Source organism: Petrotoga olearia DSM 13574, from assembly GCF_002895525.1.
GTDB classification, from domain to species: domain Bacteria; phylum Thermotogota; class Thermotogae; order Petrotogales; family Petrotogaceae; genus Petrotoga; species Petrotoga olearia.
Genome location: NZ_AZRL01000012.1, coordinates 1 through 15,778, shown reverse-complemented (window position 1 = coordinate 15,778; position 15,778 = coordinate 1). Strand labels below are relative to the sequence as shown.

The following is a 15,778-nucleotide window of genomic DNA, read 5'->3' as shown; positions in this document are numbered from 1 at the left end:
CAATTGTTCCATCAGGTAGCATATTGTCCGGATGGTACTTACCCATTTCTTCCATTTGATAGCGTACGCAACTTTCTATTTTTTATCTAGTTTACCTTCATCATAATATCTTTTGATTGGACAAACGATATACCATTTATAACTCATATTAATATTCTCCTGATTTTTTGACTTTCTGGTGTTTTTACCCACAACATACAACAAATGTCACTCTGAGTTCAGTCGAAGAGTCCAGTGATATCTATAAATTTTAAAGGACTCGTTAATAAACTATTCAATACCTTTTAAATTTTTAATTAAAAACGCTTCTAATTTATCAGTTTTATAGGGGGATTCTATCATGGCTTCTAAGTACCGTTCTTTATCAGCATAATCTATATATAAATTTTTTCTTTTTAAAAGAATCCTAAAATATTCTCTTATAACTCTACCATTTCCTTCTCTAAAAGGGTGTATAATATTCAGTTCTGTGATATAATAAGTCAAATGTTTTATTAATTTTTCATTTTTGTGATCTATCAGGTATTTATCTTTTTTCAATCTTTCAAAGTAACTAACCATTTGATCATCTAAATAAGAATAATGAGCAAATTTAAAGTTACCTTTTATAAGATCAACAACCCGTAATTCACCCGCCCAGCTATAAATATCTCCAAAAATATATTTGTGTAACCACATAAAAAAATCATAGTCTAATTCTTCTTTATCAAAATTTTTTGACTGTAGCAACAAAAGAATAGCACCAGTTATGTTTTTTTCCACTGAATCTAATATTTTTTGGTCTTTTATTTCAAATTTATTTTTTAAAACAAAAGAATTTTCATAACAATAGTAATTATCTTTTACACTGTAATCTTTCATTTAAATATTATGAGCTTTTAATATTTTTTGTATTATCTGTTCTTTAGTATATTTATTATCTTCTATCTCTTTAAAAAACGCTCTATCATTTTTGCCTATTTTATAACCTTCTATTGCCAGCGTATTTTTAACATATTCGAATTTATCAAAAAAAGATTTATCTGCTTTTGTTGTCATATTGATCCCTCCAACTATAATTATACAATACTGTTACTGGCCTCAGCGATAAAGCACTCCGAAAGGGGTTCAAGGTTGTATGGGATTTGTTGTCAGCAACACTAAGTGTTTAGGGGGCAAGCCCCTTAAAAACCCCAAAACCTAATTTTGTTTAAAAAAGTTTTTTTGCACAGAACAGCAATAAGAACCCAATTTGAATTGTTTAATCACTGACTGCAGAGTCTGAAACACTTTCTCTTTATTAACCGGTGGCTGAGGCTAATCAAATATGGCTTGCTAACCACAAAACTCCGCCTGGCTAGGCGGTAGCTGGTTGACTATTGGCAAATATCTAATAAATTTTCTTCTACACTATTTTAGCATAAATTGTGTACTTGTGTCAAATTTCTTTTGTTTTCTCAACAATATTCGTTCTGTAGGAGTCTTTATTACATATCCAAAGTCCCAACCGGTTTTCAAATAGGGATCTATCCGCTCTTCAATTATTTCCCCCCTCATTTTGATTTGTTTTCTTCAAATGATTTTTGTATAAGGCTTTTAGCACTTTGAAATCTCTCGAGACTATCGATTGTTAACTCAACATCTCCGACTCCCAGGTGTCCGATATTTGAAACATCACGAACATATTTAGCTGGACTCTCTAAATCCGAATAATTCAACTTTAACCAAACACGAAGTCCACTTTTATGAATACGAACACAACAAAAAATGTTATTACCATGTGTGTATTTTGTATAGTGTTTAAGGGCTTCTCTTTGAACTATGTTTGGATCAAGTTCTCTACAAAATTTATCAAGTGTCTTAAATAATTCTACGACTTCTTGCGGTTTTCCATTTAAGTGGTGCTCTTCATTATACTCTTTTAATTTCAATTCTGATGAAGGAACTGGCTTTTTAGTATATTTATAAGTTGAAGGTATTTCTGTTTCCGATGGTTGGGACCAAAGCATCTTGAGGGCTTTCTTGATTTGAGCTGGTTTGATGGAGTCGTCCTCCAGGGTTGAGCGTATAAGTTTAATTAATGTGTTTGGGGGATCCATAAAGAGTTTATCTAAAGCTTTTCTTATCTTTCCTGTTGTAAAGATTTGTTCACCAATCTCATCAAGCACACCTTTAGCCATTGAATCACGTGAGAAACGTGCAAATTGTTCTGCAACTTGCTGAAGCGACATTCCTTCGGTTTCTTTTGGATCAAGAGAAATTTCAAAAAGTAGTTTTTCCGGAGCCTCTGTCTTTTCGGTACTATGGTAAACCTTATAGTTAATACCATTGGTAAGGATACACCATTCCACACCCGCATTGGCAGCGTAACCAACTACCTGAGTAATAGCTTTGACATCTGTAAGTGGATCATTTAAGGCTTTCGCTTCAATGAATAAGACAGGCCTGCGGTTTATTTTGGCAGCATAGTCAACAGACTTTCCATCAATAGTGGGATACTCAAGTTCCACTTCATCCGGATCTCTTATATCCCACCCGAGAGCTTCGAGTAATTGATCTACAAATATTGTTCGCGTTGGATATTCTTTAAGACCATGCTTTCGGTACCTATTCAGTTTCATACGAAGATCTTCAATACATTTAACTAAAGTATCCATTTTTGTCAGCTCCTAATGTTCCTGCTAATTTTTTTTACACTCCTCTCTTAGATAAACTTGGATAGGAGATTAGCGTGAAGATATAAAGTACCATTTACTGTCTTCCAAAGAGTCTTTCAGCTTCTCTCAGCACTTCACCGTTCTCTTTCACAGCTTCGTAGCCGCCATTAATTACAGCCGATTTGATTTGTCCTTTGGCAGCAGAGTTGCCTTGTAACCCAACTGCATCTAAAATTCCTTCTTTTACCGCTAAATAGAGAGTTTCTGGGTCAGTCAAAGGATCCTCTTTTTGAGGGGAGATACTTTTAATTTTTTCTATTATGACCATAGCTTCTTCTTTCAATAAATTAACCCTTTCTTTGATCTCAGGGTCGCTGGCAAAATCAGGTAATCCACGAGAGGCTAAAGAGTTCGCCCTTTTTACCATTTTTACACTTTCTATTATTTCTTTTGAAGTTGCCCTTTTCATGGCTTCGCAGTACGCTACCACGTGGATTATATGTGGTTGTAAGTAAGATGAATAAAACATCGAAGAAACAAGTTGTCCCATAGCGCTGTTGGGGTCGGCTGGAAAAGAAAGAAGCCCCGTTCTTACCATCCTGTAAGGTGTAAAAGTTTCATCTTTTAGTGTTTCTACCAGTTCTAATTTGGCTAAAGACTTAGCTATATCCATCTTTGGAGATAACTTTGGCGGGGTGTTCATCATATATTGTTGAACATACCATCTTACCCCAAGTTTTTTAGCTACATAAGCAGCTAAATAAGTAGTTGCGACTGCTAAACTGTCGTGGGCATACCTTAGTTCCCATTGGTGAGCGTCGTTAATTTCTACAGGGATACCGTTCTCTGCGTTCCACTTTATTCCTTCCATATTTTCTTTTATCGCATCTAATAAGTTCCTTTCAGACCTTCTATCAAGTTCAGAATACCAAAATATAGGTATCGCCGCCCATGCGTTGTTGATAGTTCTTTTTAGAACTTGAGAAAATTCGACCATGTGGTTGGTTCCAGAGTAACATCTTACTAAAGGATGATTGCCTCTTCTACTGGCTTCATACATGGCAACAAAGTCTTTTTCATTTCTAATGGGAGCTCCTCCTGCTCCGTCCTGGTTGGGGTCCATCTTTTCTTGCTCAAAAAAGTATTGCTGACAGTTTTGATCTGGTGCCAAAGAGATGATATCCAAGAGTTCAGATTCTGCAAGTCTTTTGATCTCCTCGATGGTTTCCTCCATTGTTTGAAGCCCAATATGGTGCCTAATTAGCGGATATGGGGATTTAAATGCAATTCTTTCGGCTAATGTGGAAGGAAAATTTTTCTCTTCTTTATATTTGATTTGACCTCTTAAAAACAAAACTACATCTTCTTCTTCCTCTGAACCATCAAAGATCTTTTTAAAGAAATCGTATTTTTTTGCAACCTGAGAGGTTTCAACCGTCCCTCCAAAGATAAAATCGATTTTCTCATAATTTTTTAATTGTTTTATCTTTTCTATAAATTCTTTTATAAGATTTTCGAAAGCATCGGCTCCCAAACGGTAACTTATTGACACAATATCGGGGGTTTCTTCCTCTATGGTTTTAATAATTTTCTCAATCGGAACCGCTCCACCTAAGTAAATAACATCATATCCTTCATTTCTTGCCAATTCCAAAAAGTTTAAAAGACCTGCTGTATGCGCATCACTTCCCATAGAAGCACCAAGAATTCTTTTCATCATTCTCCCTCCTCAACAAGTCTTATTATATCTTCTATGCTCATTCCTTCTAAACCCAAATCTTTTACGGTTCTACCCTCTTTCCAAAAATTTTTTCCCATCATTATATTGGCAAGATTTATAATAGAATCAATTACAGGTGTCTTCACACCATACTCTTCTCCAAAAGAAGAGATAGGTACAAGACTCATTGGAAGATCTTCAAGAATATATCTATTATCCAACGTTGGAGGCGCATATATTCCCCTATAACCAACATTGTTTCTAATAGCTTCGTATAAAGAGTTTCCTCTTACATCGTATGCATAGTTTAGCCAATCCTTTGCAGTCATAGGCTCCGCGTTAAAAAGCTCCATAACTTTACATCTTTCCTCATCTATCTTTTCCAAAACCTTTGCTACAGAAGGAGATATTCCTTCGAAATAGAATTCAAACTTTCCTGCCGTTGTTTCAACCCTTGCTGCATTCAATATTAATGTTGCGGGGTGAAAAACAACTCCAATATTGTTAAAACTGGTGTAAATTACATTCTTAACTACTTCAAACTCAGGTATAGCATTACACAATATTTCTTCTAATTGGGCATTTCTGGTAGCTGGTAGTGCAGAAACAGGAACAGCATTTTTAATTCTAAACACTTTAGCTACCCCTGGATTGGACATTCTTGAGGCAAAAATAAAAGTTTGAGCTTCGGCAAGTATGATGTCTTTTTTCACATTTTCTTTTTTCAATACATTATTGAATTCTAAGGCACCACCGGTTCTACCAGGGTTTAAAACTATTATTTGGCCATCTTCTAAATAAGGAGCCATTCTCTTGGCAATCTCTTTGTGTGCGAAAGCAGGAACAACTACCATAATCAACTTTCTACCCTTTATCGCTTCTTCCATATTTGTTGTGGCAAAAGATATTTGATATTCACCAACCACCTGACCTTCTATTCGTATTGAATGTGAGTCAATGATGGGAGATATTCTTCTTTTAGATCTATTAAAGAGAGCTACATCGAAACCTTTCATAGCTAAATATCCCGCTAATGCCTGACCTCCGTTACCCGCTCCAACCACCGCTATCTTAACCATATGACCACCTCCATATTATAATTTACTGTGTAGATAAGTATTAAGGTAAATGAATTATTGCAAATATTTCCTTTCTATTATATTTTACATTATTTTTAGAAAATTATATATACTGTCTATAAAAATTCTAAAAATTGACAACTAATGACCTATCACCCACACCTACCCATAAGGAGTAGTAAGGGCTTGGCATGAATTTTAGATGTTTAAAAGAAAATTTAAAGTTCACTTGACACTACACTCTAATTAGAGTATAATACTCAAAAAGGAGTTTTGAGGGAGGGATAGTAAGTGGAAACTTTATGGTTTTTTATAATAGTAGGATTCCTTGCTCAAGTTGTAGATGGAGCTTTAGGAATGGCTTATGGTGTTATTTCAAATGCTTTATTATTAACTGTTGGTGTACCTCCTGCTATTTCAAGTGCTTCCGTTCATTTTGCTGAGGTTTTTACAACATTTATATCAGGATTTTCTCATCTGAAACTTGGTAACGTTGATAAGAATCTTTTCAAAAAACTTTTAATACCTGGTGTAATCGGAGGGATTTTGGGTGCTTATATCTTGACAAATATAGATGGCAACAAAATTAAACCTTTCATTGGTATCTATTTATTGATTATGGGGATAAGAATATTATTTAAAGTTTTCAACATGCATAAACAATCAGAAGAGAAAATCACGAGAAGAAGGCATTACTCTGTCTTGGGTCTTGTAGGAGGTTTTTTTGACGCCATTGGAGGGGGCGGATGGGGACCTATCGTTACGTCAACGTTAGTTTCTGATGGAAAGAATCCTAGAAAGACTATAGGTTCAGTAAACGCTGCTGAGTTTTTTGTCACCGTTGCTGAGTTTTTTGTCACCGTTGCTGAAGTTATGGCATTCATAGCCTTGCTGTCACAATTCAATTGGAGTGTCATTATTGGATTAATCATCGGGGGAAGTTTAGCGGCTCCAATCGCTGCTTTGGTAACCAAGAAAATTCCTGCTAAAGTGTTGATGATTTCTCTCGGTTGCATCATTACTTTCTTAAGCGTCAGAATGATTGTACTTTAATTTCAATCAGACAAATAATTATAAATTATCGAACTAAAAAAATCCGTAATTTTTTTAATCTTCAGCATTTTATTGCTGCTTATAAAAATCCCGTGGCTGTCATGATTAGCATCGTCGGGGCCGATGTCGTTTTCGTGTGTGTGAATGCTTTTATTACCTATGGTGCCTTGGCATCTCCAATATAGTTCGTCAAAGTAAACAATTAAATCGGGGGGAATATTATTTACCTTATTATAAATTTTTTCAGGTTCATAGACCTTTGTATTCATCTCATTTCCATCTTCATTCTTGATATCTTTCAGCTCTTTTATCAGTTTAGTTTTGAAATTATTTAATTCATTTTTTTCAATTACTCCCAAAGGCTCCCTGCCTTTTATGTTGAAAAATAGCTTCCCATGGTAGCCACCATTTCCCCATACCTTGGTTTTACTCCAATCTATCTTTTTTTCTCTTATCAATTTATTTATAGAAACCGGCTTTTTTGGATATTCTTTTAAAACCAAATAACCTTTCTTAATGAGCCAATCGTTAATGGCTATGCCACCGTACATGGGTTTTATTCCGTGATCGGATACTATTATAACGTCGTAATCATCTTGAATACCGTTCAAAAATTCTCCTATCTTACTGTCTAAATGAATATAATAATCTCTAATAGCTGAATTAAATTTGCTATTTACATGTTTTGGATGATTTTTATCGTGCAAAGCCCAAAATCCATGGTGAATTCTATCTGGCCCCATTTCAACCATTACAAATAAATCCCACGGTTTGTTTTTTGCTAAACAATTCGCAATTTTAAAATGATTATTCGTCATATCGTAGATATCTTTTAACAATCTTTCTTTATCTTCGGTTCTGAAATCATTTACATCAAAAATAAAATGCCCTGTATTAGCTACCAATTCATTTTTTAAGTGTTTTGGATAAGTATAATTAGATTCAAAAGAAGGTGTTAAAAAGCCTGAAATCATGTTTCCTTTCAAGGGAGAAGGAGGGTAAGTCAACGGTACGCCTATCACGATGTTTTGTTTACCCTTTTCTGTAAAAATATCCCATAATTTTTTATATTTCACGCTTTTTGAAGAAACCAAAGAGAAAGAGTGATAGTCATAATTTTTTCTATTTGTAAAACCATATATTCCAAGTTCACCAGGATCTTTACCTGTGAACATGCTCATCCAGGCGGGGACGGTTATTGGAGGGATAGTAGACTCTAATTCATTGTACACACCATTTTTCATAATTTTTCTTAAATTGGGTAAATCATCGAAAAACTCATCAAAGACCAAATTTGGTGAAGCACAGTCTAATCCAATGATTACGATTTTTTTGCTCATTAAGACACTCCTTTTAAAGAAGCTATCAACAAATAATAACATATAGATCTTTCAAAAAGAAAAAACGTTGTTTTATCAAAAACTACATGATATAATACATTTAAAAGAATACATTTGGAGCGTGGCTTTTATGTCTGATAAGGTGACCTTAAAAATACCAAAACCATTGTACGATAAAATTAAATCCATAATAGAAAACACTGGTTATTCCAGTGTTACAGAGTTTGTAGTGTCTGTGCTTAGAGATTTGGTGTCCTCTGAAGAAATTCAGAAAACCAAAAAGAATAATAAATCCACTAACCAAATTGAAACGCTGACTGAAGAGGAAATAAAAGCTATCAAAAAACGATTGAAGAATTTGGGTTATTTGGATGATTGATATCAACTACATAATTTTCCAGTATCCCTATTTTCTCTATTTTAACTGCCACTTTATCTCCAACATTCATTGGTCCCACACCTGAAGGGGTGCCTGTGGCAATTACATCACCTGGATTTAGGGTCATTATTTTTGATATGAAACTTACAAGTTTTCTCACAGAAAAGATTAATTGGTTAGTATTTGAGTTTTGTTTGATTTGATCGTTGAGTAAAAGTTGAATGTTTAAGTTACTTGGATCAACATCCGTTACGATTGATGGCCCAAAGGGTGCAAAAGTATCAAAGGATTTTGCTCGTGTCCACTGTCCATCTTTCTTCTGTAAATCCCTGGCGGTAACATCGTTAAAGCAAGTATAACCTAAGATATGTTCTTTTACTTGGCCTTCTTCAATGTCTTTGATTTTATCTTTAATTACTACTGCAAGTTCTGCCTCATAATCTACTTGATCGCTCATTTTTGGGTATATAATACTTTCTTTTGGTCCAATCACAGCCGTTGACGGTTTTATGAAGAGAACGGGTTCTTCTGGAATTCTGTCCTTCATTTCTTCCGCATGATCTCGATAGTTTAAGCCAACACAAACGATTTTGCTAGGATTACAAGGAGCCTTTAACGTAACTTCAGTGAGGGGATAGATATTATTGGTAACTGTAAAATCTTCAAAGATATCGCCGTCAATAACTTTTATATTGTTTTCTTCCAACACGCCATAACTGGTTTTTCCGTCTTTTTGAAATCTGACAAGTTTCATATTTTTTACCTCCATTTTTTTTTTTTGATTACCACCTTGAGAAATTCTAAAACTTTGTATATAGCGCCCCGCTCCCAACCTGTATTCATTATACATCCAATTTGAGTATTTTAAATCATCTGGTATATTTGATTTTATTTCTTGTAAGTCGTCTTTAGTTGTCATAAGAGATAATTACTCTATTTGTTGAGCTATGTCTTTATCATACGACCATATATTGTGTTTGTCAATATTGTGTATGTTAAAAAAAAATGATATAATAAAAAAAGTAAATTTATATAGACTCATTAGAAATTGAGGCCCTTTAGAATTTCTAAAGATAGCTAAAAGAATTTTTTGGGAGGGATTCTTATGAAAAATGATTTTTTAGGGAGAAGTTTAACGGTTATGAATGATTTAACGGTTGAAGAGCAGTTATTTCTTTACAACCAAACAAAAAGGTTAAAAACGAAATGGGCAAATAAAGAAGATCTTTCCGAATTTCAAATAAAAAACCAAACAGGCATTTACATAGTATTCCTCGAACCAAGTACCAGAACCAAAGAATCCTTCGTTAACGCTTCTAAATTCCACAAAAACGCTAAAACCAACATCTTCGAATCAGAACACTCTTCATTTAATAAAAAAGAAAGTTATATAGATACCTTCAATATGTTGACCGGTTATTCAGATTATTCGATATTCATTATTAGATCAAAATTGGAAGGTACTTGTAAGTTACTAGATGAAAAGGTTTCAGAATTCGCTTCAAGACACAACCTACCATATCCTTCTTTTATAAACGCTGGAGATGGTAAGCATGAGCATCCTACTCAAGAAATTTTAGATGAATTCACATTTTTAGAGCAGATGAATTTTAACAATGATCACATTCATATAGCTCTTATAGGGGATCTTCTTCATGGAAGAACGGTTCATTCCAAAGTGGAAGGATTAAAAATATTTAAAAACGTTGAAGTTGATTTGATAGCACCGGAAGAATTACAGATGCCAAAACATTATATAAGTAAAATGAGGCAAAAGGGGTACAACGTTAGAATCTTCTCTTCCATAGAAGAGTACCTAAAACAGGATAAAAAAGCGAATATTTGGTATTTCACAAGGCTTCAATTAGAACGAATGGGGGAAGATATTCTAGAGAAAGAACATATTTTGAGAAAAAGTGTGACTTTTACAAAAGAATTTCTCCCTCTTATCTCCGAAAACGTTAAATTTTATCATCCCCTCCCCCGTCACAAAACTTTCCCCACTATTCCAACCTTTTTAGACCCCTTGCCGCTTAACGGCTGGGAAAAACAGGCAATAAACGGATATTGGACAAGGATAATCTTACTTTCTATGTTTGGTGGTGCTTTGACTGCCCCCTTTGATACCTCGAGAAAAAATGTTGAAATTAATGAAGAGGATTTCGTCATATCCGCACCGATAAAAGATGGGAAAAAAGGATTGTTAAGCGAAGGAAAAAGAGGGATCAAGCCGATTGAAAATGGAACGGTAATTGATCACATAGCCAAAGGACAAAACCCAGAAAAGATATACGAGACGATCATGAAAATAAGGAAGATTTTGAAATTTTATAATATTGATAGTGCAGACGGTATATTTAGATCGGCCGACGGTAGATTAAAGGGGTACATTAGTTTGCCTGACGTTCATCTATCAAAGAAAGAAATTAAAAAGCTTTCAGCCATATCTCCAAATACAACTGTAAATATTATTGAAAACGCAAGAGTCAAAGAAAAATACAGGATTTCTTTACCACCTATTATATACGGTTTCGAAGAGTTGAGATGTAAAAACGAAAACTGTATAACAAATCCTCAAAACAACGAAAACGTACAAGTTTCTTTCGTTAGAAACGAGGACAATGAGTTAATATGTGAATATTGTGAAACCGCACATACTTTTGAAGAAATATGGAGCTTTTAATGGTAAAAAATCTTTCTTTATCTTTATTTTTACTGTTTTAATATTTTTGTGATAAAATTTATTGATAGAGTACAGAGTAAGGTAGGAGGAGTTTTTTTGAGAAATATCGTTTTTGATTTGGGAAATGTCCTTTTTAAATTCGATCCAGAAGAGATCTTAGATGATCTTTTCAAAGATCCACTTATAAAAAGAAAATTGAAAGAGGCTGTTTTTACAACAATCATATGGAAGGAATTGGATAGGGGGACCTTGTCTTTTGAGGAAGCAAAAAAGATATTCAACGAGAAAAATCCTGATTTAAAAGAGGAAATCAATATATTACTTAAAGAATGGAAGAATTATCTTCATCCCATAACTGAAAACATAGAAATTCTACCTAAATTGAAAGAAAACAACAAACTTTTCATCTTGTCTAATTTTCATGAAGATGCTTTCAATTATATAAGAGAGAAATACTCGTTTTTTGATATCTTTGACGGAATGGTTATTTCATATAAAGAGAAGCTTTTGAAGCCCGAAAAGGAAATTTATCAGCTTTTACTTAATAGGTTTAATTTGAAACCTGAAGAAACGATTTTTGTGGATGATATTGTTGAAAACATACAGGCTGCCGAAGAATTGGGGATAAAAGGTATACTATATAAAGATCCTGAATCCTTAAGAGAATTGTTTAAAAGAGAGGGTGCCCTGTAATTGAGGAAGGAGGCGATGAAGTGAATAACGTTTTTGACAAACATTGTGTATTTATTACTTCAACCGGAAGAACAGGTACGAGATTTCTTGCAAAAAGTTTATCAAAAATGGTTGAAGATTGTTATGCGGTCCATGAACCTGCAAATGTGTTCATTAAAGATCTTAAAAAATGGGGAGAAGATATAAAAAGGTTCGGTTTTTATCAAATGACCGTAGGACAGTTTTTGCCCTCCAAATCCATGTGCAAGTTGAGTACCTACAGGAGGAGGGGAAAGATAAACGATGAAAAAACTAAAGAGTATATAAAAGGCTTAAGAAAGCAGATTTTGGAAGAGACGAAGGAAAGCTTGTACGTCGAATCAAGTAACCATCTTCACGGAGTTATAGATCTATTGGGAGATGTATTTCCTAATAGTAAAGTTGTGTTTATAATAAGGGATCCAAGAACATGGATCCGTTCGGCCATAAGTTCACCTGTTTATTTATTATATAGTAAAGTCGATTTTTCATTTTTGGGAATGAGTATGAGAGCTTCCCATTTTAAAGATGATCCCTACTCGATGAAATGGAAAAGCATGAGCAAATTTGAAAAGTTTGCGTGGTATTATAATAAACTGAATACATTGGTATTGGAATCTATGAAAAATAAAAAGAATTTCAAATTATATCGCTACGAAGATTTGTTCACAAGCGAGAAAAAAGAAGAAAATTTTATAGATCTATTAGAATTTTCCACGAAATTTGACGATGGATTCAGTAGAAAGTATACTTTTGAACCTTCTTTTCTTAGTAAGAAAATAAACTCTGCTTCTGATAAGTATAAGATACCACATTGGAAAAATTGGGATAAAAAGAGGGCACATATACTTCAAAAACATTGTGGGGAATTAATGGATAAGTTTGGTTATGGAAAGGAACCAGAGTGGCTAGAAAAATTGAATTCGGATTATAAAGAAGAGTACGCATAATTTATAGGAGTATTCAATGATTTCAGAAGATCTTAAACGTAGTTTATATGCAGATGGATGTGATGTTAGACAAAATGAATTTCTCAAATATTATACAAGTTTTAGAATAGGAGGACCTGTTCCTTATATCTTATTCCCAAAAACTTTAAGTTCTTTTGTGAATTCTTTATCAGAATTAGTCAGAAGAGAAATCCCCTTCAGAATTATAGGTCAAGGAACCAACCTGATCGTAAGTGACGAACCCTTAAAATTTGTTGTACTTTCCACAAAATACATAAATAAAATAAATTTTGAAGAAAAAAATAATATCGATTTGATTGTGGAAGCGCAGAGCGGAGTGTCTTTATCTGCTCTTTCTTTTTTGCTTTCGGAAGATGGATACTCTGGACTTGAATTCGCATGCGGCATTCCGGGAAGTGTGGGCGGAGGTGTTTACATGAACGCCGGGGCTTACGGGGGTGAAATGAAGGATGTTGTTTTGGAAACAACGGTATACGATTTAAGGGATGGAAAAGTAAAGACTTTAAATAAAGGTGATTTAGAGTTTGGTTATAGAACCAGCATTCTCCAGGAAGGTTCTTTCATTCTGTTATCCACTAAATTCTTACTAAAAAAAGATGAGCTTAAAAGGATCAAAAGTAAATTGATAGATTTTTCAACCCGCAGATGGGAGAAACAGCCTATCGATTTACCATCTGCGGGAAGCATATTCAAACGACCGAAACCAGATTTTTTTGTGGGAACTACGATAGAAAATTTAGGATTGAAAGGCTTTTCGATAGGCGAAGCTCAAATATCAACAAAACATGCAGGTTTCATAATCAACAAAGGTAACGCTACTTTCAAGGATGTAATTTTATTAATTGAGTATGTAAAACGCATTGTAAAAGACAAATACAATGTTGAGCTACAGGTTGAACCAGAGATTTGGGAATGAATTACGATTTTTTCCTTTTTTTCTTATTTTTTTTGTTAACTTTTATTTTAGCATGAGGATGTTCTTTTTTCAACTTTTCAAAATCATGTTCCTTATACGGGACAAAATCTACTTCCGTTCTAATTTTATTCGCTCTTACAACTTGGGCTTGTAATTTGTCTCCGATCCTATAAACATTGCCGGTTCTTTCACCTTTCAACGTATTGTCACGTTCATCGTAGATGTAATAATCATCATTCAGCTCTGATATATGTATCAATCCACTTATCATCTTTTGAGGTATTTCTACGAATAATCCAAACCTTGTTACACCAGTAATGTACACCCAAAAGACTTCTCCTATGTGTCTTGAAATGTATTCAACTTTTTTCATATCTATAAGATCCCACTCAGCTTGGTCTGCGACCCTTTCCATTTCAGAAGAATTCTTAGCTATTTCAGGAAGCATTTCGGAATACTTCTTTATTTCTTTCTTTGAAAGGGTTCCTTTGTGTTTTATGAACTCTTTCAACAATCTGTGAACCACTAAGTCAGGGTATCTCCTTATTGGTGATGTGAAATGTGTATAGGATGATGAAGCAAGGCCAAAATGTCCCACGTTTTCTTCTGAGTACAACGCCCTCTTCATAGATCTAACAAGCATCATCTGAATATTTTTGCTCAAAGGATGGTTCTTTGTTTTTTCCAATATTTCTTGTAGAACCTTAGGATGTATATTTTGAGGAAACTTAACATTTATTCCCAATATATCTAGATAATTTCGCAACTGAAGCAATACGTCAGGATCCGGATTTTCATGGATTCTATAGATAAAGGGCAAACCTTGAACATCGAAGTATGAAGCAACCGTTTCATTGGCCAAAACCATGAACTCTTCGATCATTTTTTCCGATATGCCTCTTTCCACAGGGATGATATCTTTCACATAGCCCTTTTCATCGAATTCAAAGTATACTTCGTTGCTTTCTATATCTATTATCGAACCTCTTTCTTTTCTTTTTGCAGCAAGTATTTCCATCAGTTCTTTCATCATCTCAAGGTCTGACTTTAAAAAGCCTATCTCTTTTTCTACTTCTTCGCTACAATTGTCAGATAGAAGTTCGTTAACTTTGTTATATGTCAATCTCTTGGTACTTCTTATCACTCCGTTGTATATTTTTGAGTTTACCAAGTTCCCATAAGGGTCGATTTCCATTAATAAGGACATTGTCAATCTATCTTCATCTTCAACCAAAGAACATATCCAGTTGGATAACTCAAATGGAAGCATGGGAATAACGGTGTCGATTAGATAAACGCTTGTACCACGTTTGTATGTCTCTCGATCAAGAGCACTATTGCTTTTTACATAATGAGACACATCTGCTATGTGTACACCTAGTAAATAATTACCGTTATCTAGCTTTTTTATTCCAACAGCATCATCAAAATCTTTTGCCGTATCACCATCGATAGTAAATATAGTTTCTTCTCTAAAATCTTTTCTTCCCTTAATTTCATTTTCAGAAAGTTTATTTGGAAGTTCTTTAGCCTCTTGTAAGACTTTTGGAGGGAAATAACCAGGCTCAGGTAAATCGTGCTTGAAGATCACTATAGGCAAATCTATGGAAGGATCATCTTTGTCCCCAAGGACATCTACTATCTCGACCTCAGGATTTTTCGTAGGAGATTGATATTTTGTTATCTGGGCTTTCACTATTTGTCCATTTTTAACTTTTCCTATACCTTCTGGGGCTACGTAAAAATCCGTATTTATTTTTCCATCAATGGGTATAACGAATCCAAAGATCCCCTTTCTTACGAACTCACCCACCACATATTTTAACCCTCTTTTTAATATTCTAACTACTCTACCTTCTTTTAAATCACGCCATTTACCTATTATTTCAACCAAAACTAAATCTTTATGCAAACTGATTCCAGAATTTTCAACCTTCACAGCAATTTCGCTTCCATCTGAGCATTGCACAAAAGCCATGTTCCCACTCTTTGTGAATTCGATAGTTCCAACAGCCATGTTTTCATCTAATTTTCTGTATCTGTTTTGTGAATCTTTAATTATTTTCCCTTCACTTAGGAGTTTTTGTAGTATCCTTCTAATTTTAGTCTTTTCCTGTTTTTGAGATGCATTTAGATTTTCATATAGTTCTTTTTGTATCGGTGGCTTTTTATCTATTATTTCCAATATTTGTTTTTCTAAGTTATTTTCATCCATATTTTACCTCCATTCAATATATTATTCCTCTTTTTAAAAAAGCTAAAACTTATTTAATGCATCTTGCCCCAACCG

14 protein-coding genes are annotated in these 15,778 nt (G+C 34.1%); 6 read left to right on the top strand and 8 right to left on the bottom strand.

Going from position 1 to position 15,778, the window contains the following annotated elements; all coding sequences use genetic code 11:
* Positions 1 to 270: 270 nt before the first annotated feature.
* From X929_RS04095 to X929_RS04080, 5 genes are all read right to left on the bottom strand, one after another.
* On the bottom strand, positions 271 to 861 hold the full coding sequence (locus tag X929_RS04095) for a Fic/DOC family protein (protein WP_103066772.1): 591 nt from the start codon (positions 859 to 861) through the stop codon (positions 271 to 273).
* Positions 862 to 1,038, bottom strand: a complete 177-nt coding sequence (locus X929_RS09665; protein ID WP_169924956.1) for a hypothetical protein — start codon at positions 1,036 to 1,038, stop codon at positions 862 to 864.
* 494 nt (positions 1,039 to 1,532) lie between these two features.
* Positions 1,533 to 2,636, bottom strand: coding sequence for a DUF5655 domain-containing protein (locus X929_RS04090; RefSeq protein WP_103066771.1), 1,104 nt, complete (start codon positions 2,634 to 2,636; stop codon positions 1,533 to 1,535).
* 94 nt (positions 2,637 to 2,730) lie between these two features.
* Entirely contained in the window at positions 2,731 to 4,353 is a 1,623-nt protein-coding gene (locus tag X929_RS04085; protein WP_103066770.1) for a cobalamin-dependent protein, read from the bottom strand.
* Positions 4,353 to 5,435, bottom strand: a complete 1,083-nt coding sequence (locus tag X929_RS04080) for an NAD/NADP-dependent octopine/nopaline dehydrogenase family protein (RefSeq protein ID WP_103066769.1) — start codon at positions 5,433 to 5,435, stop codon at positions 4,353 to 4,355. Before X929_RS04080 ends, X929_RS04085 begins: the two co-directional genes overlap by 1 nt.
* A 291-nt stretch (positions 5,436 to 5,726) precedes the next feature.
* Here X929_RS04080 and X929_RS04075 point away from each other — a divergent pair, with 291 nt between their 5' ends.
* Complete coding sequence (locus X929_RS04075; RefSeq protein ID WP_103066768.1) at positions 5,727 to 6,488, top strand: sulfite exporter TauE/SafE family protein; 762 nt, start codon at positions 5,727 to 5,729, stop codon at positions 6,486 to 6,488.
* Positions 6,489 to 6,490: 2 nt separating this feature from the next.
* Here the strand turns inward: X929_RS04075 and X929_RS04070 are convergent, their stop codons facing one another.
* Positions 6,491 to 7,828 (bottom strand): alkaline phosphatase family protein, encoded by a 1,338-nt coding sequence (locus tag X929_RS04070; protein ID WP_103066767.1) that lies wholly within the window; start codon positions 7,826 to 7,828, stop codon positions 6,491 to 6,493.
* A 130-nt stretch (positions 7,829 to 7,958) separates the two neighbouring features.
* On the opposite strand from X929_RS04070, the gene X929_RS04065 reads away from it, so the two are divergent.
* Complete coding sequence (locus tag X929_RS04065; protein ID WP_103066766.1) at positions 7,959 to 8,207, top strand: DUF5320 domain-containing protein; 249 nt, start codon at positions 7,959 to 7,961, stop codon at positions 8,205 to 8,207.
* Here X929_RS04065 and X929_RS04060 read toward each other — a convergent pair.
* Positions 8,167 to 8,961 (bottom strand): fumarylacetoacetate hydrolase family protein, encoded by a 795-nt coding sequence (locus tag X929_RS04060; protein WP_103067029.1) that lies wholly within the window; start codon positions 8,959 to 8,961, stop codon positions 8,167 to 8,169. The two genes, X929_RS04065 and X929_RS04060, sit on opposite strands and share 41 nt — an antisense overlap.
* Positions 8,962 to 9,312: 351 nt before the next feature.
* On the opposite strand from X929_RS04060, the gene X929_RS04055 reads away from it, so the two are divergent.
* From X929_RS04055 to murB, 4 genes are all read left to right on the top strand, one after another.
* Entirely contained in the window at positions 9,313 to 10,890 is a 1,578-nt protein-coding gene (locus tag X929_RS04055; RefSeq protein ID WP_103066765.1) for a bifunctional aspartate carbamoyltransferase catalytic subunit/aspartate carbamoyltransferase regulatory subunit, read from the top strand.
* A 96-nt stretch (positions 10,891 to 10,986) separates the two neighbouring features.
* Positions 10,987 to 11,583 (top strand): HAD family hydrolase, encoded by a 597-nt coding sequence (locus X929_RS04050; protein ID WP_103066764.1) that lies wholly within the window; start codon positions 10,987 to 10,989, stop codon positions 11,581 to 11,583.
* A gap of 20 nt (positions 11,584 to 11,603) precedes the next feature.
* On the top strand, positions 11,604 to 12,551 hold the full coding sequence (locus tag X929_RS04045) for a sulfotransferase (protein WP_169924955.1): 948 nt from the start codon (positions 11,604 to 11,606) through the stop codon (positions 12,549 to 12,551).
* Positions 12,552 to 12,567: 16 nt separating this feature from the next.
* Complete coding sequence (gene murB, locus X929_RS04040; RefSeq protein ID WP_103066762.1) at positions 12,568 to 13,488, top strand: UDP-N-acetylmuramate dehydrogenase; 921 nt, start codon at positions 12,568 to 12,570, stop codon at positions 13,486 to 13,488.
* Position 13,489: 1 nt separating this feature from the next.
* Here the strand turns inward: murB and rnr are convergent, their stop codons facing one another.
* Positions 13,490 to 15,703 carry a ribonuclease R gene (rnr, locus tag X929_RS04035; protein ID WP_103066761.1) on the bottom strand — a complete coding sequence of 738 codons (2,214 nt, stop codon included), beginning with the start codon at positions 15,701 to 15,703 and terminating at the stop codon, positions 13,490 to 13,492.
* Between the last annotated feature and the right edge of the window lie 75 nt (positions 15,704 to 15,778).

Coding starts and splice junctions, on each gene's coding strand:
- X929_RS04095 (WP_103066772.1), bottom strand. CDS start 861: ATGAAAGATTACAGTGTAAAAGATAATTACTATTGTTATGAAAATTCT.
- X929_RS09665 (WP_169924956.1), bottom strand. CDS start 1,038: ATGACAACAAAAGCAGATAAATCTTTTTTTGATAAATTCGAATATGTT.
- X929_RS04090 (WP_103066771.1), bottom strand. CDS start 2,636: ATGGATACTTTAGTTAAATGTATTGAAGATCTTCGTATGAAACTGAAT.
- X929_RS04085 (WP_103066770.1), bottom strand. CDS start 4,353: ATGAAAAGAATTCTTGGTGCTTCTATGGGAAGTGATGCGCATACAGCA.
- X929_RS04080 (WP_103066769.1), bottom strand. CDS start 5,435: ATGGTTAAGATAGCGGTGGTTGGAGCGGGTAACGGAGGTCAGGCATTA.
- X929_RS04070 (WP_103066767.1), bottom strand. CDS start 7,828: ATGAGCAAAAAAATCGTAATCATTGGATTAGACTGTGCTTCACCAAAT.
- X929_RS04065 (WP_103066766.1), top strand. CDS start 7,959: ATGTCTGATAAGGTGACCTTAAAAATACCAAAACCATTGTACGATAAA.
- X929_RS04060 (WP_103067029.1), bottom strand. CDS start 8,961: ATGAAACTTGTCAGATTTCAAAAAGACGGAAAAACCAGTTATGGCGTG.
- X929_RS04055 (WP_103066765.1), top strand. CDS start 9,313: ATGAAAAATGATTTTTTAGGGAGAAGTTTAACGGTTATGAATGATTTA.
- murB (WP_103066762.1), top strand. CDS start 12,568: ATGATTTCAGAAGATCTTAAACGTAGTTTATATGCAGATGGATGTGAT.
- rnr (WP_103066761.1), bottom strand. CDS start 15,703: ATGGATGAAAATAACTTAGAAAAACAAATATTGGAAATAATAGATAAA.